The organism is Streptomyces griseobrunneus (genome assembly GCF_046713465.1).
Lineage (GTDB): Bacteria > Actinomycetota > Actinomycetes > Streptomycetales > Streptomycetaceae > Streptomyces > Streptomyces microflavus.
The window spans coordinates 3,471,690-3,490,467 of sequence record NZ_CP177080.1 but is presented as its reverse complement, the minus strand read 5'-3'; the positions used below and the strand labels follow the sequence as shown (position 1 = coordinate 3,490,467).

Sequence of the window (18,778 nt, the reverse complement as noted above, 5' to 3'; positions counted from 1 at the left end):
GCCCTTCGCGCGTCCCGCGTGAGGGCGCGTGGGTCAGCCCTTCACCGCGCCCTGCATGATGCCGCCGACGATCTGCCGGCCCAGCAGGCCGAAGACCAGCAGCACCGGCAGCGTGCCGAGCAGCGTGCCGGCCATGATCACCGACTGGTCGTTGACATAGCCGCCGCCGAGCTGCCGCAGCGCGACCTGCACGGTCGGCTCCTGCGAGGAGAGCGCGATGATCGGCCAGAAGAAGTCGTTCCACGCCGTCATGAACGTCAGCATCCCGAGCACCGCCATCCCCGGCCGCGCGATCGGGATCACGATCGACCAGAAGATGCGGGCCGTGGAGGCGCCGTCGACGCGGGCCGCCTCGATCAGCTCGTCCGGCAGCGACTGCACCAGGTACTGGCGCATGAAGAAGACACCGAATGCCGACACCAGGCCGGGCAGGATGACCGCCTGGAGCTGGTTCACCCACTGGAGTTCGGCGATCAGCATGAAGAGCGGGATCACGCCGAGCTGCGGCGGGATCATCATCGTCCCGATCGTCAGCGTCAGCAGCGCGCCCCGGCCCCGGAACTTCAGCTTGGCGAAGGCGAATCCGGCGAGCGTGCAGCACAGGACCGTGCCGACCGTGATCGATCCCGACACGATCAGCGAGTTCAGCAGCGCCTTGCCGATGTCCGCCTCTTCGAGGACCGCCTCGAAGTTCTTGATCAGGTTCGGGCCCGGCAGCAGGCTCGGCGGCACCTGCGCCAGGTCCGCGTTGGACCGGCTGGCCGCGACGATCGTCCAGTAGAAGGGGAACGCCGAGATGAGCAGGGCGAAGCCGAGGATGACGTACGAGAGCCAGCCGCCCTTCATCGTCCGGCCCGCGCCCCCCTTACGTACCCGACTGCCCGGCGGGTCCTGCGGCGGGCGGCCCGTCTCGGGGGCAGTCGGCGGTGCGGCGAGCGCGGTCATCGGCCGGCCTCCTTGCGTGCGCGGCGGCGCGCGATCAGGGCGTTGACCCCGACGAGCACCACGATCAGGACGAACATCACCCAGGCGATGGCCGCGGCCCGGCCCAGGTGGAAGAAGCCCCAGCCCTGCTCGTACATGTACAGGCCGAGGGTCTGGTACTGGTGCGAGATACCGCCGGAGATCGACCCCTCGAACAACAGCGGTTCACCGAAGAGCTGGGTCGCCCCGATCGTCGAGATGATGACGGTGAAGATGATCGTGGGGCGCAGGCCGGGAAGCGTCACGTGGATGAACTGGCTCCAGCGCGAGGCCCCGTCCATCTCCGCCGCCTCGTACAGCTCGTGCGGGATCGACTGCATGCCCGCCAGGTAGATCAGCGCGTTGTACCCCGTCCAGCGCCAGATCACGATGGTCGATACGGCGATCTGCGAGGCGACCGTCCCCGTCTGCCAGTCCACCGGGTCGAAGCCGACCAGCCCGATCACATAGTTGATCAGCCCGAAGTCGCGGCCGAAGAGCTGCGCGAAGACGAGGGTGGCGGCGGCGACGGACGTCGCGTACGGGAGCAGGATCGCGGTCCGGATGAAGGTGCGGCCGCGGAGTTTGTAGTTGAGCAGGTGGGCGAGGCCCAGTGCCATCGCGAGCTGCGGGACCGTGGACAGCACGCCGATCGTGAACGTGTTGCGCAGCGAGATCCAGAAGTACTCGTCGGTGAAGAGCGCCGTGTAGTTGGCGATGCCCCGCCACTCCATCTCGCCGCTCGTCTGGAGTTCGACCCGGTAGAGGGAGACGAACGCCGTATAGAGGAGCGGGAAGAGGCCGAAGGCGAGGAAGAGCGTGAAGAAAGGGGCGATGTAGGCGTACGGGGACGCCTTGCGCCAGGTACGCCGGAGGGTGGCTGCCCGACCGTCGTCGGGCCCGGGTCCGCTTTTGGCGGGGCTGCGGGGCCCGGCCTTCGCGGTGGTGGTGAGGGACACGATGCGGCCCTTCGGGATCGGGGGCGGGAGAGCGTTACGGGGGTGGGGCCGGGCCACCGTGGTGCGCGGGTGGACCGGCCCCGGGAAGGAGGGGAGGAGCGGCGGGCCGGCGTCAGCCGATCACGTTCGCCACGCCCTTCTTCGCCGTCTCCCACGCCTTGTCCGACGAGACGCCCTTGCGCTCGACCTCGCTCAGCGCGTTCGTCAGCTGCTGCATCACGTTCTGGTCGTGCACACCCAGCACCTGCACCGGGGACTCCTTGGCCGCGTCACCGAAGATCTGGCCGATCGGGGCGCCCGAGAAGTAGTCGTCCTTGGCGTCCGCGATCTTCGCGATGGCGCCCGTCGAGGAGGGGAAGTTGCCCTGCTTCTGGAAGACCTTCGCCTGCTGCTCGGGGGCGGTCAGCCACTCGATCAGCTTGTACGCCTCCGCCTTGTTCTTGGCCGCACGCGGGATGGAGAGGTACGAGCCGCCCCAGTTGCCGGCCCCGCCGGGCAGCTTGGCGATGTCCCACTTGCCCTGGCCGCCGTCACCGGCCTGGCCCTTGATGTAGCCGAGCATCCAGGCCGGGCACGGGATCGTGGCGAACGAACCGGCGGCGAACGCCTGGTTCCACTGCGGGGACCACTGGTCGAGCTTGGCGCTCAGGTCCGCCTCGGCCGCCTTCACGGAGGTGTCCCAGGCCGTCTTCACCGCCGGGTTCTTCTCGTAGATCAGCTCGCCGGAGGCGTCGTAGTACCGCTCCTTCTCCTGGCCGATCATGATCCCGTAGAGCGAGCCGACGCTGTCGAGCCAGGCGCTCTTGGCGGGGGCCTTCTTCTTGTACTCCTTGCCCAGCTCCAGGTAGCCGTCCCACGTGGACCACTTCTGGGCGAGCTCCTCGCGGTCGGTGGGGAGCCCGGCCTGCTTGAAGAGGTCGGTGCGGTAGCACATCGCCTCGGGGCCGACGTCCGTGCCGAGGCCGAGGACCTTCCCGTCCTTGGTGGTCGCCGCCGACCACTTGGCCTCGGCGAACTCGCCCTTGAGCTTGTCGGCCCCGAACTCCTTCAGGTCCTGGAACTTGTCGGACTGCTGCTGGGTGACCGAGGCGATCCGGCCCACCTCGACGCCTTGCACGTCCGCGAGACCGCCGCCGCCGGCCAGGCGGGTCTGGAGCGACTTCCAGTAGTCCGCCTCGTCCTGGGTGTCGCTCTGCTTGATCGTCACGTTCGGGTTGAGCTTCTGGTACTCCTCGTACAGCCCGGCTTCCTTGAAGCCGAAGGACCCGAAGAGGTCGACCGAGAGCGTGACCTTTCCGCCCGCGCTGTCGGAGGTGTCCGACGAGTCGCTGGATCCACAGGCGGCGAGGAGGGCCCCGGCGAGGACGACCGCGCCGAGGCGGGCGGTGGCTCTCTTGGCGGCTCGGGCGATGGGCATGGGAAGCCTCCCTTGGCTTCGGGATGAACCGAGCGCCTTGAGAGCGCTCTCAAAACCTGCGTCTGGAGCGTCCCCCACCACCCCCTCCCCGTCAAGACTCGAACGCATAACAGCTTGGCGTTACACCCGGCGACCGCCCAACTGCCTTCTCTGTGCGTTCTCTTGACACTTAGGTTTCAGGAGTTTTACGTTCCTTGGCACTTGAGAGCGCTCTCGAATGCGCTCTTCGCCCCCCATGATCGAGGTGCTGCCCGTGCAAGCCTCCCTCTCCAGACTCGCCTCCAGACCAGCGGCGGCGACGCTCCTGGCCATCGCCCTGGCCGCCGTCACCCTGGGCCCCGCCGCCTCCCCCGCGGCCGCCGCCACCATCCCCGCCGGTGCCGGCAGCTACACCGACGCCCGTCCCGCCGGTACGTCCGGACCCACCACGAACACCGGCGCGCCCGTCACCCCCAAGCTCACCACCGCCGCCCGGGACAAGCCGGTCCCGACCAACGACTGGTGGTCCTCGCTCGCCTTCCAGCGCTACGGCGACAACCCGCACTCCACCCCCATGTACGGCCACCCCCTCACCTACCAGGCCAAGGCCTCCGGCCTGGAGGTCGGCTACCCGACCACGCCCGCGATCGTCGGTGACGGCCGGCAGTACGAGTACGCCCACAAGGCCGACCTCACCGTCGGCCTGACCGGCCTGAACTCCCCGGACACCAAGGCCGACGCCTGGTCCGACTGGACGGTCACCCCGTACTGGGCGGACGGCTCCCGCACCTTCCGGGCCACCATCGGCCACGGCATGCCGTTCGTGTACGCCAAGGGGTCCGGCGGTGACGCCCGCATCACGACCGCCTCCACGCCCACCGTCTTCGCCGACAACGGGAACGTCGTCGGCATCACGGTCGCCGGCCACCACTACGCCCTCTTCGCCCCGACCGGCTCCGACTGGAACATCTCCGGCACCACGATCACCGCTGGGCTCGGTTCCAAGGACTACTTCTCGCTCGCCGTGCTGCCCTCCACGGACGCGCTCGCGACCTACCGCAAGTACGCCTTCAGCTTCGTCACCGGCTCCCAGGTGGCCTGGCAGACCACCGGCGGCAACGTGCGGGCGACCTACACCCTGACCACGGAGGCCAGGGAGGGCACGGAGCGCGGGACGCTCCAGGCCCTCTACCGCCACCAGTGGCTGCATACGACCGACGCGCTGACCCCGTACACGTACGTCTCACCGCGCGGCACGATGAAGGTGCGCGAGGCCGCCTCCTTCACCACCAGCCAGAAGAACCAGGGCGTGGTGCCCGCGCTGCCCGTCGCCGGCGGCGTCGACCGGGCCCGGCTGACCGGCTACCTCAACGAGGTCGCCAACGCCTCCGACCCCTTCTCCGGGGCCTCGGACACCTACTGGACCGGCAAGGCGCTCGGCAAGCTCGCCCAACTGGTGCCCGTGGCCGACCAGATCGGCCAGACCGCCACCCGCGACAAGCTCCTCGGCCTGATGAAGGGGAGGCTCCAGGAGTGGTTCACCGCGGGCGGGGCCAGTGAGTTCAGCTACGACAAGGACTGGAAGACCCTCACCGGCTACCCGGCCTCGTACGGCAGCGACACCGAGCTCAACGACCACCACTTCCACTACAGCTACTACGTCTACGCGGCGGCGATCATCGCCCAGTACGACCAGGCCTGGGTGGCCGACTCGGCCTGGGGCACGATGATCAAGCACCTCATCCGCGACACCGCCAACCCGAGCCGCACCGACTCGGCGTACCCCTTCCTGCGCGGCTTCGACGTGTACGCGGGCCACAGCTGGGCCTCCGGCCACCAGGGCTTCGCGGCGGGCAACAACCAGGAGTCCTCGTCGGAGTCCATCAACCTCAGCGCCGGACTGGTCCTGTGGGGTGCGGCGACCGGTGACAACAACCTCCGGGACCTCGGCAGTTACCTGCTGACGACCGAGTCCGAGGCCATCACCCAGTACTGGTTCGACGCGAGCGAGCAGGTCTTCCCCGCCTCGTACAAGTACGGCACGGTCGGCATGGTCTGGGGCAGCGGCGCCTCGTACTCCACCTGGTGGACGGCGAACCCGGAGGAGATCCACGGCATCAACGTCCTCCCGGTGACGGGCGGTTCACTCCACCTGGCCCGCGAGAAGGCCGCCATCAAGCGGAACATCGCTGAGATGGAGCGCGAGAACGGCGGCCCGGCCCAGGAGTGGCGCGACCTCCTCTGGGAGTTCGAGGCACTCTCCGACCCGACGTCGGCGAAGGCCAAGTACGACAGTGTGAACGGGAATTACGAACCCGAGCAGGGTGAGTCCAAGGCCCACACCTACCACTGGATCAACACCCTCAACACCCTCGGCGCCCCGGACATGACGGTCAGCGGCGACCTGCCCACCTCCGCCGTCTTCTCCAAGAACGGCACCCGCACCTACACCGCCCACAACCACAGCTCCACCACGCGCACGGTGACCTTCTCGGACGGCAAGACCCTGTCCGTACCGGCCCGTTCGACGGCCACCAGCACGGGCCCCGGCGGAAACCCGGACCCCGACCCGGAGGAGCCGGGCAACCCCTCCACCGGCAACACCTTCCGGCTCAAGACCGGTGGTGTCCTCACCACCGCCACCACCGACCCGGCGGGCGCCGACACCATCGCCTCGGCCGACGGCCTGAACCGGGACGGCACCCCGTACCGCCCGACCGTCTACGAGGTGAAGCAGGTCAACGGCAAGGTCTCCGCGGGGGCCGCCACCGCGTTCCGCCTCCGGGTGGACGCGGGCACCAAGGTCGGGCTCGCCCCGCAGGTCAGGGTCAGCTACGACCTGACCGGCGACGGCACGTTCGACCGCACCGAGACCTTCCGCTACTTCGCGACCGACCCGGTCGCGGGCTGGGAGGAGTACACGCAGGCCGTCGGCGCACAGGCGGCCACCGGCAGCCTGGGCGAGCTCAAGAACGGCACGGTCCGCCTGGAGATCTGGAACGCGCTCGGCAACGGCACGTCCCAGGTGCAGACGGGCACGGACGCGGCGGTGCTCAGGATCCCGTACGTGTAGACGTGCTGGTGAACACCCCGTACGTGTAAGCAGGTTGATGTACGGGCACGATCGGTGCGGCGGGTCTCCGGCTCCTCAGGGCGGAGGCCCGCCGTACGCGTTCACCGTGAGGGTCGGGCCGAGGCCCGCCGTACTCGTACATGTCAGGGTTCAGGCCGAGGCCCGCCGTACCAGCGTCGTCGGGGTGATCACCGAGTCCGGCGCCGGGCCGTTCCCCGTACGGTCCCGGTCCAGGCCGCGCAGCAGCAGCCGGGCCATCAGCCGCCCCTGGCCCTCGATGTCCTGGTTGACGGTGGTCAGCGGCGGGTCGGTCGTCGCGGCCACCGAGTCCATGTCGTCGAACCCGACGATCGCCACCTGCTCCGGCACGGCCACCCCGCGCTCCCGCAGGACCCGCAGCGCACCCGAGGCCATCAGGTCGTTGGCGACGAACACCGCGTCCAGGTCGGGCCGCCGCTCCAGCAGCTCGGCCATCGCCCGCGCCCCGCTCTCCACGGTGAACCCGCCCTCGGCGACGAGCGTCGGGTCCACGTCGATGAGCACGTCCCGGTAGCCGTCGAGGCGGTCCATCGCCGAGGTCTGGTCGGGCGGCCCGCCGATGTGCGCGATCCGCTCCCGCCCGAGGTCCCGCAGATACTGCACGGCGACCCGCGCCCCGCCCCGGTTGTCGGCGTCGACATACGGAACGGCCTGGTCACCGGGGTCGGCGGTCCAGCTGGGCCGGCCCCCGTACACCGTCGGAATCCCCGCCCGCCGGGTGATCGCGGGCAGCGGGTCGTCGGTGTGGAGGGAGAAGGCGAGCGCCCCGTCCACGTGCCCGCCGGAGAGATAGCGCGCGATCCGGTCGAAGTCGCCGGGGCCCTCCACCAGCAGCAGGACGAGCTGGGTGTCGTGGGCGGTCAGCTCCTTGCTGATGCCCCGGATCTGCTGCGAGAAGAAAGGGTCGGAGAAGATCCGTATCTCCGGCTCGGCGATGACGACGGCCACCGCGCCCGTCCGCCGGGTGACCAGGGTCCGGGCCGCGTGGTTGGGGATGTAGCCGAGCTCGTCGACCGCCTTGAGCACCTTGTCGACCAGCGGTTTGCGGACTCCGTCGCCCCCGTTGACGACCCGCGAGGCGGTGGCCCGGGAGACCCCCGCACGCGCCGCGACGGCTTCCAGGGTGGGCCGGGACCCGGGGGACTGCTCGGGCAAGGCGGTCGCTCCTCGTCGACGGGGGCGACGGCACGCGGGGTGGTGCTTGCCTGTGCCGTCGCCGGATCGGCTACAGCCTAGCGCCGGGGCGGCGCATGACTGAGAGCGCTTCCCGTCGGAGTCCGGGCTGCGCGGGCCGGCGGGGCGCGCCCGGCCGTTCCGCAGCAGCCGGTTGCCGGAACAGCGCCTCTTCCTGGCCCGTTGCGCGTTGGACACGCTGGGTAGGCATTGCCATTACTCAGAGTGGAAGGTGTGCAGCATGGAAGCGACGGAGCGGCGCAGGGTGGCGGCGGACAGAGTGCGGACGGCGGAGGACGCGGTGGCACAGCTGAAGGAAGGGCTCGCCGGGCTGGGCGTGACGCTGCCTTCGCTGCGGGTCGACCCCGTCTCGTGCGCGGGCAACGAGCCGACGCCACTGGTCGACCTGGGCCGCTGCAACATCGACACCGCGTTGCGGCTGTGCGAGGTGCTGGCGGAGAAGGAGAACGGTCATGGCGGCTGAGGGACTCGACCGGTGTACGCCCGAGCCGGGGACGTTCGCGGTGGACGGCCGGGACGGGCGCGTGGGCCGGGTGATGGGCCGGACCGGGGAGGACGTGCAGTTGCGGCCGCCGGGCGGCGGACCGGAGTGGTCCTGCCCGCCGGATGCCCTGCAGCCGGCCCCGCCGGGCGTGGTCCTGCGGGCCCGGGTGACGGAGATCAACCGGGAGGGTCAGCTGCCGCGCTGAACCGGGGTGTACGCGTGAGGCGGCGGGCCCGGCCCCTCCTCGGGGCCGGGCCCGCCGCCGTTCGGGGGCGTAAGTGCGTCCACGGGGCGGGTGTACGGGAGGCCGGGGCGGGCAGGTGGTTTTCGTCCTGGTATGGACCCTTGAGGTCATGTCTTCTTCCGTACGAGGAATTGAGGAGTCATCGTGGTCGACGTCAGGCGCTCGTTCACCGTCCCGTGCCCGCTGGACCGGGTCGTGGAGTATCTCGCCGATTTCTCCCGGGCGGAGGAGTGGGACCCTGGGACGCGGGAGTGCACCCCGGCCGACGGACCGGCCGGCGCCACCGTCACCCGGGGTGCCAGGTGGCACAACGTCTCCGAGTTCCGGGGGCGGCGCACGGAGCTCACGTACCGGCTGGATGTGAAGGAGCCCGACCGGCTGGTCTTCGTCGGCACCAACAAGACGGCCGTCTCCACCGACGACCTCACCTTCCGGGCCGAGGGCGAGGGCGCGACCAGGATCACGTACCACGCGCACATCCGCTTCAAGGGCATCGCCCGGCTCGCCGACCCCTTCCTGCGCCGGGAGTTCGAGCGGCTCGGCGACGAGATCACCCGGACCATGCCGCGCGCGGTGCTCGCCCACTGCGGGGACGCCGCGCCCTGAGAGCACGGCCCGGTGGTAGGAAGACGCGAGCGGGGCGACGGGCGGCGGAACGGAGAAACGGCAGTGTCCGACGAGGTACGGGGATGGCTCTCCCCGAAAGCGGTGGCGGCCGAGGCCGGAGTGAGCCAGGAGTTCGACCTCTCCCAGTGCGTCCGGGAGCCGATCCACCTGCTCGGCGGTGTCCAGTCGTACGGGGCCCTGCTCGCCGCCCGGCTGCACGATGCCGTGGTGGACACGGTGAGCCGCAACACGGACGAACTGCTCGGCCGGGCGGCCGCGGAGCTGGTGGGGCGGCCGGTCACGGAGCTGATAGGGGAGGAGCAGTGGGCGCTGGCGCGGGAGGCCATGGAGGCGGCGGGGGGCCCGGAGGGCCCGGCCGTGGTCTCCGCCCCGGCCTCGGGAGACTCCGCCGCCGCTGCCTCCCCGGCCTCGGGAGACTCCGCCGTCGCCTCCCCGGGCGGGCCCGCCGTCTCCGGGGTGCTGGCCCTCTCGCTGGAGTCGGACGACGGGCGGGTGCGCCCCTTCGACGTGACCGTCCACCGGGTCGCGGAGCTGCTGGTGCTGGAGTTCGAACCGCGGGCCGCGGACGGGCCGTTCGTCTTCCAGAACTTCTACCCCCGGGTCCGCCGCGCCCTGCACCGGCTCCAAGGGGCGGCCGACGTCACCGAGTGCTGCGCGGCCGCCGTCCGTGAGGTCCAGGCACTCACCGGTTACGACCGGGTGGTCGCCTACCGGTTCGACGGCGCCGACGGACCCGGCCAGGTCATCGCGGAGGCGCGTAACGAAGGGCGGGAGCCGTGGCTCGGGCTGTGGTTCCCCGCCAGCGACATCCCGCCGCAGGCCCGCCGCCTCTACGCCCGCAACTGGATCCGGGTCATCGGTGACGTGGACGACGCGACGGTGGGGCTGCAGCCGGAGCTCCGGGAGGGGACGGGCGAACCGCTCGACCTGTCGGGCTCGATACTCCGTACCGTCTCCGGCTACCACCTGGAGTATCTGCGCAACATCGGTGTGGCCTCGTCCATGTCGGTCTCGCTCCTGCACGACGGTGAACTGTGGGGGCTGATCGCCTGCCACGGCGACGAGCCGAAGCGGCTGACCCCCGAAGTGCGGTCGGCCTGCGAGTTCTTCGGGATCGCGCTGTCCCTGCAACTGGCGGCCGTCGCCGAGCGCGAGCAGGCCGACGAGCTCTCCGGGTACCGGAGTGCGCTCGCCACGCTGCTGGCCCGGCTCTCCTCCCAGGCGCCGGACGCCCTGATGAGGCCCGTCCAGGGGCTGGCCGAACTCCTCCACGCCGACGGGGCGGTGCTGCTGCGGGGCGCGGAGACGCCGACGGCAGGGGGCCCGCTCCCCGCCGGTCTGCGCGGCCTGCTGGAACGGCTGGCGGACTCCGGTCCGGTGGGCGAGGTGTGGAGCAGCGACCGGGTCCCGGAGCTGCTGGGCCTCGAACCGGCGGACGCCCAGGCCCAGGGGGTGCCCGCGGGCCTCCTCTTCCTCCCCTTCAACCGGGACGGCGACCTGCTGGCCTGGTGGCGCCATGAGCTGCCCGCGCCCCGGGAGTGGGCGGCCGATCCGGCCCGCCCGGTGCGGACGGGCCCGGGCGGCGAGCGGCTGACCCCGCGCGGTTCGTCCGCCGTCCACCGGGCGACCGTACGAGGGCGGAGCGCGCCGTGGACCCCCGCGCAGCGGGTGGTGGCCGGGGAGCTGTGGCGGGAGATGTCGGGCCTGCTGAGCGGCCGGCTGGCGGCGCGGAACGCGGAGCTCGCCCGGACCAACGAGGACCTGGACTCCTTCGCGCACGCGGCGGCCCACGACCTGAAGGAGCCGCTGCGGGGCATCTCCAACGCGGCCGCCTTCATCGTCGAGGACGCCGGTGCCGTGCTCGACGCCACCTCGCTGCGCCGTCTGACCACGGTGCGGCGGCTCGCGGAGCGCATGGACGGGCTGCTCGACTCCCTGCTGCACTTCTCACTCCTCGGCCAGGTGGGCCTGGAGCAGGAGCTGTTGTCGCTGGACGAGGTGGTGGACGACGCGCTGCTCGTCGCCGGTGACCGGCTGGCGGAGCAGGGCGTGACGCTGGTGCGCCCCGCCCCTCTGCCCCGCCTGCGCGCCGACCGGGCGCGGCTGCGCGAGGTGCTGGAGAACCTGTTCGTCAACGCGGCCAAGTACGCGGCGGACGAGGGTGACGGGGAGCGGCGGGTGTGGGTGGAGGCGGCCTCGGTGGTGGAGCCGGGCGGCGCGGCCGGGCGGGAGGTGACGGCCGTCGTCGTACGGGACAACGGCATCGGCATCCCGCCCGACCAGCACGAGGACGTCCTCCAGCTCTTCCGCCGGCTGCACCGCCGCGAGGAACGGGGCGGCGGCTCGGGCGTCGGCCTGGCCGTGGTCAAGCGGATCGTGGAACGCCACGGGGGCCGGCTGTGGCTGGAGAGCCCCGCCACCGGACCGGACGGCAGCCGGCCGCAGGGCGGGGGACCGGGGACGGCGGTGTGGTTCACGCTGGGCGGGGCGGTGGCGGAACGGTAGGGCGCGGGCTACCCGGCGGCCCGCCGCCCGTCCGCCCGGTGCGTCATCCAGAAGTCGACCGCGCCCCGCAGCACCGTCTGGAACAGCTCGAAGTTGACGGGCTTGTAGATGTAGCTGTCCGCGCCCGCCGCGTAGCACGCCTGCTCCTCGGCCGAGGAGGTGGACGAGGTGAAGACCACCACGGTCAGGGACGCACACGCGGAGTTCGCGCGCAGGTTCGTCAGCAGGGTCAGGCCGTTCACGCCCGGCATGTTGAGGTCGAGCAGCACCAGGTCCGGTGTGGGGGCGGCGGGGTCGAGGAGGCGGTCCAGCACGGTGTCGCTGCGCGGGGCGAACTCCACGTGCAGGGAGGGGTGGGACCGGGACAGGGCGCGCTGGATCGCCTCGGTGTCCTCCTCCGAGTCCTCCACGACGAGGATCAGTCCGTCGCTGTTCATCACCGGGCCGTCCTTACCAGCTGCAGGGGGTGGGGGAGCAGGTCCGCGCCGGGCGGAACGCCGGTCCAGCGGGCGACGAGCAGGGCGATGTCGTCCTGCCCGGAGGCGCGGTACGCCTTGGCCTGCTGGGTCAGGCTCTCCGCGATGTGGGCGGCGTCGAAGCCGCGCAGGGCGGCGAGCCGCACCGGCAGGATGCTCTCGAAGAAGGCGCCGCCCGCCTCCCGTGATTCGGTGAGCCCGTCGGTGAAGAGCACCACGGTGTCGTCGGGGCCGATGCGTTCCTCGTGGCTCTCGTACGAGACGTCGTCCAGGACGCCGAGGAGGAGCCCGCCGGTGAGCACTTCGGAGACCGTGCCGTCGCTGCGGAGCACCAGGGGCGAGGGGTGCCCCGCGCTGCACGTGGTGAGCAGCGCCGTGCCGTCGGCCTGGGGGGCCAGGGTCGCGACGACCGCGGTGAGGAAGCGGCTCGCCCGCTCCTGGCGCAGGGCCCGGTTGAGCCGGCTGAGGGCGGTGCCCGGGTCGGTGCCCTGCTCCAGCAGGGTGCGCAGGGTGTGGCGGGCCAGGCCGGTGAGGGCCGCCGCCTCCGCGCCGCGCCCGCAGACATCGCCGATCAGCAGGGCGATGGACCCGTCGGGCCGGGGCACGGCGTCGTAGAAGTCGCCGCCCACGTCGAGCATGGGGTCGCCGACCTCGTAGCTGGCGGACAGGTCCCACTGGTCGGTGACGGGGAGCTGGGAGGGGAGCAGGTGCTCCTGGAGCGAGAGGACGGCGTGCCGGCGGAGCTCGTAGAGCAGGGCGTTGTCGATGGAGAGGGCGGCCCGGGTGGCCAGGCTGCGGAGGAAGGCGCTGCCCGGCAGCCGGGCCTCGGGCCGCTGGTAGACGAAGGTGATGCTGCCGACCACGCGGCCCCGGGCGCGGAGCGTGCTGATGCTGATGACGGTGGAGTGGCGGCCGGCCCCGGCCGCCACCGGTCTCGCGCCGTCGGCGGCTTCGGCTGCGTCGGAGGCTTGAACTGCGTCGCCCGTGTCGGCGAAGGGCGAGCCGTCGAGTGCGGGGCCGCTCAGGAACACCGTGTCCTCGTCCTCGCTCCGGCGGGCTAGCAGCGTCGCCAGCCACAGGTTCTCGCGGCCGATCTCCTCCAGCGCACGCTGCTGCTGGACGGCGACGTGCGTGGCGGAGACGAACTCCGGACCCTCGCTGCGCAGCAGGTGGACGAGCGCCCCGTCGGCGACGGCCGGAACGGCGATCCGGGCCACCCGCCGCAGGGTCTCCTCCACGTCCAGGGACGAGTCCATCTGGAGCGAGGCCTCGGCCAGCAGCGCGTCGTCCGCGCCCCGCCGGGCCTCGCGGCCGCGCTGGATGATGCCGGTGTGGCAGGCGACGATGACGTCGACGGCCTGGGCCAGCCGGCCCTCGACGGCCGCCACGTCCGCCGAGGCGTCGACGCTGACACCGAGCGAGGCCCAGCCCCGGTGGTCCAGCCGGAACGTGCAGACCACGAAGGTGGCTCCCGGCGTCCGCCGCAGGAGCTCCGCCTCCGGCCACCCAGCGTCGTCGAGCCCGGCCACGGGGATCCGGGTCACCACGGGTTCGTCCCCCGGCTCCCGTACCGCCGCCTCCGGAACGGACCGGGCCGTCGCGGTGATCACCGGGCTGTCGCTCCCGGCCCTCAGGGCGCGCATGTACCGCAGGATCTGCGGGTCCTCCCACCGAGTGCCCACGACGAGGTGGACCCCCGGCGTGGTGAGGAGCGGTGCGTAGACGTCGTCCGCCAGCGCCGCGACCTCCTCGGCCCGCGAGGCGGCCTGCCAGAGCCGGTGCAGCGCACTGGACCAGGTGTCGTCGACCATGTCCCCGCCTTCCGGTTCCGTCTCGTTTCCCGTACGCGGCCATGTCTCCGGTACTCGGCCAGTATGACCGGCGGGCCGGATTTCATGCCGTGGCAGGGATCACGGGGGCGGGCGTGCTGCCACTCGTCCGTGGGGCGCCGGGAGAAGCGCACGCGCAGGTCAGCTCGCCGACGGGCTCCCCTGGTCACCCTCCCGGCGTCCCTCGCTCCGCTCCGTGATGTAGGCGTCCATGCTCGTGCCCAGCTCGGCCAGCAGCCCCTCGAAGGCGGCCAGGAGCTGAGGTGGATGCCCCGCCATGACGGCGTCCAGGCGGACGCCCAGGGGGCGGAAGAACTCGTCCGCGCGCTCCTGGTCGTACGCGCTGCTGCGCAGGGTGATGACGCGCCTGTCGGTGTGTTCCCGGCTGCGGATGATGTGCCCGGCCTGTTCGAGGGTTGAGCAGGGCGGTCGTCGCGCTCGGGGAGAGCGGGATCCGCTCGCTGAGGCGGGCCGGGGACAGGGGGGTGCCGGCCTCCGTCGCGGACGCGGCCCGCGCGGCGATGACGGACGGGGTCGTCCTCGGGGGTTGCGTGGCCGCCGGGTTCGTCCTGCTGGGGCTGATCGCGTCGTTCCTCATCCCTTCCGCTCCGGCAGGGGAGGCGGGCGGTTCCGGCCCGTCGCCGGAACCGGAAGCCGAAGCGGAAGCGGAAGGGGAAGCGGAAGCGGCACTGCGCCGATGACAGGCCCTAGTCCGTCTGCGGGCGGGTCACCACCTTGATGTTGAAGGTGTGCGACCCCACCCCGCCCGCGATGCCCATGAAGAGGAACGCGAAGTGCTCCTGGCCGCGTGCGGTGGTGATGCCCCCGATGTCCAGCTGGGAGGAGGGCGGCCAGCCGAGGTCCGTGAGGAGGTGGCCGGTGGTCCGCTTGGCCTCGATGTCGTCGCCGGAGAGGAAGACCGTGCCCGGTTCGGTGAGTTCGCCGGGGGCGGTCATGGCGGTGGAGTCCATCGTGCAGAGCGTCTTGACGACGGGGGTCAGGGGGAAGGCCTCCTGGATCAGTTCGCCCAGGCTGCTGTTGGGGTGGGTCAGCTCGGTGAAGTCGTCCGAGAGGCCGACCCCGACGTCGATCAGTAAGGTCCCGGCCAGCGCGGGGGCCCCGATGGAGTGCAGCAATGCCACGGAGACGCCTCCCGGCGTGGCGTTGACGAGCACCTCCGCGTGTGCGGCCGTCTCGTCCAGGCCCGCGACGGGGAGATCGAGGCCGGTCCGTTCCTTCGGCCGGCGTGATCCGAGAAGGACGTCGTGTCCTGCGGCGCGCCAGCCGTGGGCCAGGGCGCGGGCGACATTTCCGGTGCCGAGCAGTCCTATACGCATGGGGCGACGCTAGCCAGCGGGGGCTGCGGGACGCATCGGGCGGCAGGAGGGGGCGGGGTGGGGCCTGAGGCGTAGTCCTCCAGTCCTCAGGCCCTGCCCTGCCCCGCCCCACCCAGCCCCGGCCGCTCAGACCCCTGCGGGGGCCTTCGCCGGGGAGCCGGGGTGCGTGTTGCCCGTGGCGGCGACCGTCGACGGGGTCGGTTCCTGGGAGACGTTGAACTCGGTCAGCAGGTCCTTGCCGAACCCGAAGAAGTACGTCGCGGCGAACCCGGCGACGTACCCGACGAGCAGGCCGCCCGCGTAGATCGCGATCGTCGTGCCCAGGCCGTGGTTGCCGTCCACGAGCGGGAACAGGGCCCAGCCGGACGGGCCGATGGCCGTCGAGCCGACCTTGTCGCCGAGCTGGTTGAACAGGCCCACGAAGCCGCCGCCGAACGCGCCGCCCACGCACGCCGTGATGAACGGGCGGCCCAGCGGGAGCGAGACGCCGTAGATCAGGGGCTCGCCGACACCCAGCAGGCCCGCCGGGAGCGCGGACTTGATCGTGCGGCGGATCGACTCGTTGCGGGGGAGGCGGAAGTAGACGGCCATCGCCGCGCCCACCTGGCCCGCTCCGGCCATCGCGAGGATCGGGAGCAGGACCGTGTAGCCCTGCTGCTCGATGAGGGTGGTGTGGATCGGGATCAGCGCCTGGTGCAGGCCCAGCATCACCAGGGGGAGGAACAGGCCGCCGAGCACGAAGCCCGCGCCCGCGCCGCCGTTGGCGAGCAGCCAGTCCGCGAACGTACCGATGGCCGAGGACACCTCGCCCGCCACGTACATCAGGCCGAAGATCGTCACCAGGCCGGAGATCAGCACCGTCAGGGTCGGGGTGACCAGGACGTCCAGCGCCTCCGGCACCCACCGGCGGCACCACTTCTCCACGTACACCGCCAGCACCGCCGCGCCCAGCGCGCCGAGCACACCGCCCTGGCCGGGGGAGAGCGTCTGGCCGAAGGCGTCGATGTCGGCGACGCCCGGGAAAACGATGATCGCCGCGACCGCACCGCCCAGGATCGGCGTACCGCCGAACTCCTTCGCCGTGTTGTAGCCCACGAACACCGCGATCAGCGCCATGAAACCGGACGCCATCGCCGCCAGCGCGGGCGTGACGGCGGGCAGCCACTCCAGGTTCACCAGCAGCCCGTTGAGGCCCGCGATGATGCCGCAGCCGATGAGCGCCGGGATCAGCGGCACGAAGATGTTGGCGATCCTGCGCAGGAACAGCTTGAACGGGGTGGCGTTCTTCGCCTTCTGCTGCGCCTTGATCGCCGCGCCCTGCGCTGCCAGTTCATCGGCCGAGACGGAGGCCGTTCCCGGTTCGGGAGCGGGGGCGGCCTCGCGGCCCTCCTCCACCAGTTGCTCGAACTCCGGGGTGACCCGGGCGACCGTGCCCGGACCCAGCACGATCTGGTACGTGTCGTCCTCGACCACGCCCATCACGGCGGGCAGGGCCTTCAGCGCCTCGTCGTCGACGAGGGAACGGTCGTGCAGACCGAGGCGGAGCCGGGTCATGCAGTGGGCGATGGAGGCGACGTTCGCGGCCCCGCCGACGAGCGGAAGGATCGCGGCGGCGGTGGCGCGGTTCTTGTCTTCTGTGGCCATGGTGCTCGGTGCCTTGCTGTGCGGGGGGTGGGGTTGGGGTACCCGGGTGGGTCAGGTGGTGCGTACGGCCGCGAGGGCGGCGCGGAGGTGGCCGTCCGACTCGGTCAGGAGCCGGGCGGCGGTGGGGCCGTCGACCCCGCCGAGGATGGCGAGGATCGCGTGCTTGACCTCGCCGTCGGTGGCGGCGAGCGCGGCCTCGATCTCGGCGTCGGACGCGCCGGTGGCGAGGGAGACGATGTGCCGGGAGCGGGCCCGGAGCTTCTCGTTGGAAGCGCGGACGTCGACCATGAGATTCCCGTACGTCTTGCCGAGCCGGATCATCGTGATCGTCGAGATCATGTTGAGGACGAGCTTCTGCGCCGTGCCCGCCTTCAGCCGGGTCGAGCCGGTGAGCAGCTCGGGGCCGGTGACGATCTCCAGGCCGTGCTCGGCGGCGGCGGCGAGCGCGGAGTCCGCGTTGCAGGAGAGGCCGATGGTCAGGGCGCCCTGCGCGCGGGCGTGCTCGACCGCGCCGATCGCGTACGGCGTACGGCCGGAGGCGGAGATGCCGACCACCGTGTCGTCCGCGCTCAGCTTCAGCTCGTCCAGGTCGGCGGCGGCCAGCTCCTTGCTGTCCTCGGCCCCCTCGACGGCCTTCACCATGGCGGACGGGCCGCCCGCGATCAGCCCGACGACCTCGGAGGGGTCGGTGTTGAAGGTGGGCGGGCACTCGCTGGCGTCCAGCACCCCGAGCCGGCCCGCGGTGCCCGCGCCCGCGTAGATCAGCCGGCCGCCGCGGGCCATGCGCTCGGCGGCGGCGTCGATCGCGGCGGCGATCTGCGGCAGCCGCTCGGCGACGGCGGTGGGGACGGTGGCGTCCTCGCCGTTCATGATCCGGGCGATCTCCGCCGTGGGCAGCCGGTCGATCTCGGCGAACTCGGGGCGGAACGCCTCGGTGGTGAGCGTGGCCAGCTGGGCGCGGAGCTCGCCGTAGCTGTCGGTGGTGCCGGAGGCGTCGGTGGTGGAGGTCATGGAGGGCGGCTCTGCTTTCTCGTGCTCGTGCTGGTTCTCGTACGGGTCGTGCGGGGTCAGCGGGTGCGCGGGTTGTGGCGGTGGGCGAGCGCCTCGTAGGAGGCGGCGAGGGCGGGCGCGGCCGTTTCGTACGTGCGCTGGGCCACGCCTATGAACAGGCAGTCCACGACCAGGAGCTGGCTCGTCCGGCTCGACATGGCGGCGGGGCGCAGCTCGCTCTCGCGGGCGGTGGACGTGGTGAGGACGTGGTCGGCGTACTGCGAGACGGGTCCGTCGGGCCGCCCGGTGATCGCGACCGTGGTCGCCCCCCGGTCGAACGCGACCCGCAGCGGCTCGATGACGTCACCCGTCGAGCCCGAGTGCGTGATCGCGATGGCCACATCGCCGGCGCGCAGCTGCACGGCGTTGGTCACCGCGAGGTGAGGGTCGGCGTGGGCGTGGGCTATCAGGCCGATGCGGAGCAGCTTCTGCGCCAGGTCCTGGCCGACGAGGGAGGAGGCCCCCACGCCGTAGATGTCGATGCGGCGGGCGGTCGACGCGGCGGCCACGGCGGCGCCCAGCTGTACGGTGTCCAGCCCGGCGGCGGTGTCCGCCAGGGTCTGCTGCTCGTCGAAGGCGAGCTTGGCGACGACCTCGGCGATCGGGTCGTCCACGGCGATGTCCGCCGTGACGGCCGGCGACCGGCCGGACTCCTGGTGCGCGGCGAGCCCGGCCAGGGCGAGGCGCAGGTCCCGGTAGCCGGGGTAGCCGAGGAGGCGGGCGGTCCGGACGACGGTCGCCTCACTGGTGCCGGTGAGCTCGGCGAGACCGGTGACGGTGAGGGCGGCGCATCCGGCCGGATCGCCCGCGACGGCTTCGGCGACCAGCTGCATGGAGCGGGTCATGGAGGGCGCGAGCGTCCGGACCTTCGCGGCGAGGGCCGCGGGGGCGGGCGGGGAGTCGCCGCTGAAAATTTCCTTCACGTCTTGGGTCACATCTGAAAGATATTTTCAACCCG

18 protein-coding genes are annotated in these 18,778 nt (G+C 71.9%); 7 read left to right on the top strand and 11 right to left on the bottom strand.

The annotated features are described in order from the left end of the window. Positions 1-33: 33 nt before the first annotated feature. From ACK8N7_RS15790 to ACK8N7_RS15780, 3 genes are all read right to left on the bottom strand, one after another. Positions 34-945 (bottom strand): carbohydrate ABC transporter permease, encoded by a 912-nt coding sequence (locus ACK8N7_RS15790; RefSeq protein WP_500442838.1) that lies wholly within the window; start codon positions 943-945, stop codon positions 34-36. After that, positions 942-1,922, bottom strand: coding sequence for a carbohydrate ABC transporter permease (locus tag ACK8N7_RS15785; RefSeq protein WP_403216897.1), 981 nt, complete (start codon positions 1,920-1,922; stop codon positions 942-944). Before ACK8N7_RS15785 ends, ACK8N7_RS15790 begins: the two co-directional genes overlap by 4 nt. Positions 1,923-2,034: 112 nt before the next feature. Next, on the bottom strand, positions 2,035-3,339 hold the full coding sequence (locus ACK8N7_RS15780; protein WP_403216895.1) for an ABC transporter substrate-binding protein: 1,305 nt from the start codon (positions 3,337-3,339) through the stop codon (positions 2,035-2,037). A gap of 235 nt (positions 3,340-3,574) precedes the next feature. Between ACK8N7_RS15780 and ACK8N7_RS15775 the strand changes: the two genes are divergently transcribed. Further along, complete coding sequence (locus tag ACK8N7_RS15775; RefSeq protein ID WP_403216893.1) at positions 3,575-6,391, top strand: glycosyl hydrolase; 2,817 nt, start codon at positions 3,575-3,577, stop codon at positions 6,389-6,391. A 150-nt stretch (positions 6,392-6,541) separates the two neighbouring features. Here ACK8N7_RS15775 and ACK8N7_RS15770 read toward each other — a convergent pair whose 3' ends face one another. After that, positions 6,542-7,585, bottom strand: coding sequence for a LacI family DNA-binding transcriptional regulator (locus tag ACK8N7_RS15770; protein WP_015610364.1), 1,044 nt, complete (start codon positions 7,583-7,585; stop codon positions 6,542-6,544). A 259-nt stretch (positions 7,586-7,844) separates the two neighbouring features. On the opposite strand from ACK8N7_RS15770, the gene ACK8N7_RS15765 reads away from it, so the two are divergent. The 4 genes from ACK8N7_RS15765 to ACK8N7_RS15750 all read left to right on the top strand — a co-directional run bounded on the left by ACK8N7_RS15765 (position 7,845) and on the right by ACK8N7_RS15750 (position 11,484). Next, complete coding sequence (locus ACK8N7_RS15765; protein ID WP_403216891.1) at positions 7,845-8,087, top strand: hypothetical protein; 243 nt, start codon at positions 7,845-7,847, stop codon at positions 8,085-8,087. Continuing rightward, a complete protein-coding gene (locus ACK8N7_RS15760) occupies positions 8,077-8,313 on the top strand; it encodes a hypothetical protein (protein WP_403216889.1) in 237 nt (78 codons plus the stop codon). Before ACK8N7_RS15765 ends, ACK8N7_RS15760 begins: the two co-directional genes overlap by 11 nt. A 183-nt stretch (positions 8,314-8,496) precedes the next feature. Next, positions 8,497-8,958: an SRPBCC family protein gene (locus ACK8N7_RS15755; RefSeq protein WP_403216887.1), complete on the top strand. Its 462-nt coding sequence runs from the start codon at positions 8,497-8,499 to the stop codon at positions 8,956-8,958. A gap of 63 nt (positions 8,959-9,021) precedes the next feature. Continuing rightward, entirely contained in the window at positions 9,022-11,484 is a 2,463-nt protein-coding gene (locus ACK8N7_RS15750) for an ATP-binding protein (protein WP_500442834.1), read from the top strand. A gap of 8 nt (positions 11,485-11,492) precedes the next feature. On the opposite strand, the gene ACK8N7_RS15745 is transcribed toward ACK8N7_RS15750, so the two are convergent. The 3 genes from ACK8N7_RS15745 to ACK8N7_RS15735 all read right to left on the bottom strand — a co-directional run bounded on the left by ACK8N7_RS15745 (position 11,493) and on the right by ACK8N7_RS15735 (position 14,068). Continuing rightward, entirely contained in the window at positions 11,493-11,921 is a 429-nt protein-coding gene (locus ACK8N7_RS15745; protein WP_500442832.1) for a response regulator, read from the bottom strand. Then, positions 11,921-13,771, bottom strand: coding sequence for a PP2C family protein-serine/threonine phosphatase (locus ACK8N7_RS15740; RefSeq protein WP_403216881.1), 1,851 nt, complete (start codon positions 13,769-13,771; stop codon positions 11,921-11,923). Before ACK8N7_RS15740 ends, ACK8N7_RS15745 begins: the two co-directional genes overlap by 1 nt. 159 nt (positions 13,772-13,930) lie before the next feature. Then, positions 13,931-14,068, bottom strand: coding sequence for a hypothetical protein (locus tag ACK8N7_RS15735; protein ID WP_403216879.1), 138 nt, complete (start codon positions 14,066-14,068; stop codon positions 13,931-13,933). Between ACK8N7_RS15735 and ACK8N7_RS15730 the strand changes: the two genes are divergently transcribed. Together ACK8N7_RS15730 and ACK8N7_RS15725 are read left to right on the top strand one after the other, a co-directional pair. Then, positions 14,057-14,209, top strand: a complete 153-nt coding sequence (locus tag ACK8N7_RS15730; RefSeq protein ID WP_500442830.1) for a hypothetical protein — start codon at positions 14,057-14,059, stop codon at positions 14,207-14,209. The genes ACK8N7_RS15735 and ACK8N7_RS15730 overlap by 12 nt on opposite strands. Beyond that, on the top strand, positions 14,206-14,490 hold the full coding sequence (locus ACK8N7_RS15725) for a hypothetical protein (protein WP_500442828.1): 285 nt from the start codon (positions 14,206-14,208) through the stop codon (positions 14,488-14,490). The genes ACK8N7_RS15730 and ACK8N7_RS15725 overlap by 4 nt, the downstream gene beginning before the upstream one ends. Before the next feature lie 6 nt (positions 14,491-14,496). Here the strand turns inward: ACK8N7_RS15725 and ACK8N7_RS15720 are convergent, their stop codons facing one another. The 4 genes from ACK8N7_RS15720 to ACK8N7_RS15705 form a co-directional block, all read right to left on the bottom strand. Continuing rightward, entirely contained in the window at positions 14,497-15,126 is a 630-nt protein-coding gene (locus tag ACK8N7_RS15720; protein WP_403216875.1) for an NADPH-dependent F420 reductase, read from the bottom strand. 126 nt (positions 15,127-15,252) lie between these two features. Then, positions 15,253-16,770: a PTS transporter subunit EIIC gene (locus tag ACK8N7_RS15715; protein WP_403216873.1), complete on the bottom strand. Its 1,518-nt coding sequence runs from the start codon at positions 16,768-16,770 to the stop codon at positions 15,253-15,255. 51 nt (positions 16,771-16,821) lie between these two features. Next, positions 16,822-17,781 (bottom strand): N-acetylmuramic acid 6-phosphate etherase, encoded by a 960-nt coding sequence (murQ, locus tag ACK8N7_RS15710; protein ID WP_403216871.1) that lies wholly within the window; start codon positions 17,779-17,781, stop codon positions 16,822-16,824. A 56-nt stretch (positions 17,782-17,837) separates the two neighbouring features. Next, on the bottom strand, positions 17,838-18,755 hold the full coding sequence (locus tag ACK8N7_RS15705) for a MurR/RpiR family transcriptional regulator (protein ID WP_099126770.1): 918 nt from the start codon (positions 18,753-18,755) through the stop codon (positions 17,838-17,840). Positions 18,756-18,778: the final 23 nt, after the last annotated feature.

Coding starts and splice junctions, on each gene's coding strand:
- ACK8N7_RS15730 (WP_500442830.1), top strand. CDS start 14,057: ATGCCCCGCCATGACGGCGTCCAGGCGGACGCCCAGGGGGCGGAAGAA.
- murQ (WP_403216871.1), bottom strand. CDS start 17,781: ATGACCTCCACCACCGACGCCTCCGGCACCACCGACAGCTACGGCGAG.
- ACK8N7_RS15760 (WP_403216889.1), top strand. CDS start 8,077: ATGGCGGCTGAGGGACTCGACCGGTGTACGCCCGAGCCGGGGACGTTC.
- ACK8N7_RS15765 (WP_403216891.1), top strand. CDS start 7,845: ATGGAAGCGACGGAGCGGCGCAGGGTGGCGGCGGACAGAGTGCGGACG.
- ACK8N7_RS15715 (WP_403216873.1), bottom strand. CDS start 16,770: ATGGCCACAGAAGACAAGAACCGCGCCACCGCCGCCGCGATCCTTCCG.
- ACK8N7_RS15720 (WP_403216875.1), bottom strand. CDS start 15,126: ATGCGTATAGGACTGCTCGGCACCGGAAATGTCGCCCGCGCCCTGGCC.
- ACK8N7_RS15735 (WP_403216879.1), bottom strand. CDS start 14,068: ATGGCGGGGCATCCACCTCAGCTCCTGGCCGCCTTCGAGGGGCTGCTG.
- ACK8N7_RS15745 (WP_500442832.1), bottom strand. CDS start 11,921: ATGAACAGCGACGGACTGATCCTCGTCGTGGAGGACTCGGAGGAGGAC.
- ACK8N7_RS15740 (WP_403216881.1), bottom strand. CDS start 13,771: ATGGTCGACGACACCTGGTCCAGTGCGCTGCACCGGCTCTGGCAGGCC.
- ACK8N7_RS15775 (WP_403216893.1), top strand. CDS start 3,575: ATGATCGAGGTGCTGCCCGTGCAAGCCTCCCTCTCCAGACTCGCCTCC.
- ACK8N7_RS15780 (WP_403216895.1), bottom strand. CDS start 3,339: ATGCCCATCGCCCGAGCCGCCAAGAGAGCCACCGCCCGCCTCGGCGCG.
- ACK8N7_RS15790 (WP_500442838.1), bottom strand. CDS start 945: ATGACCGCGCTCGCCGCACCGCCGACTGCCCCCGAGACGGGCCGCCCG.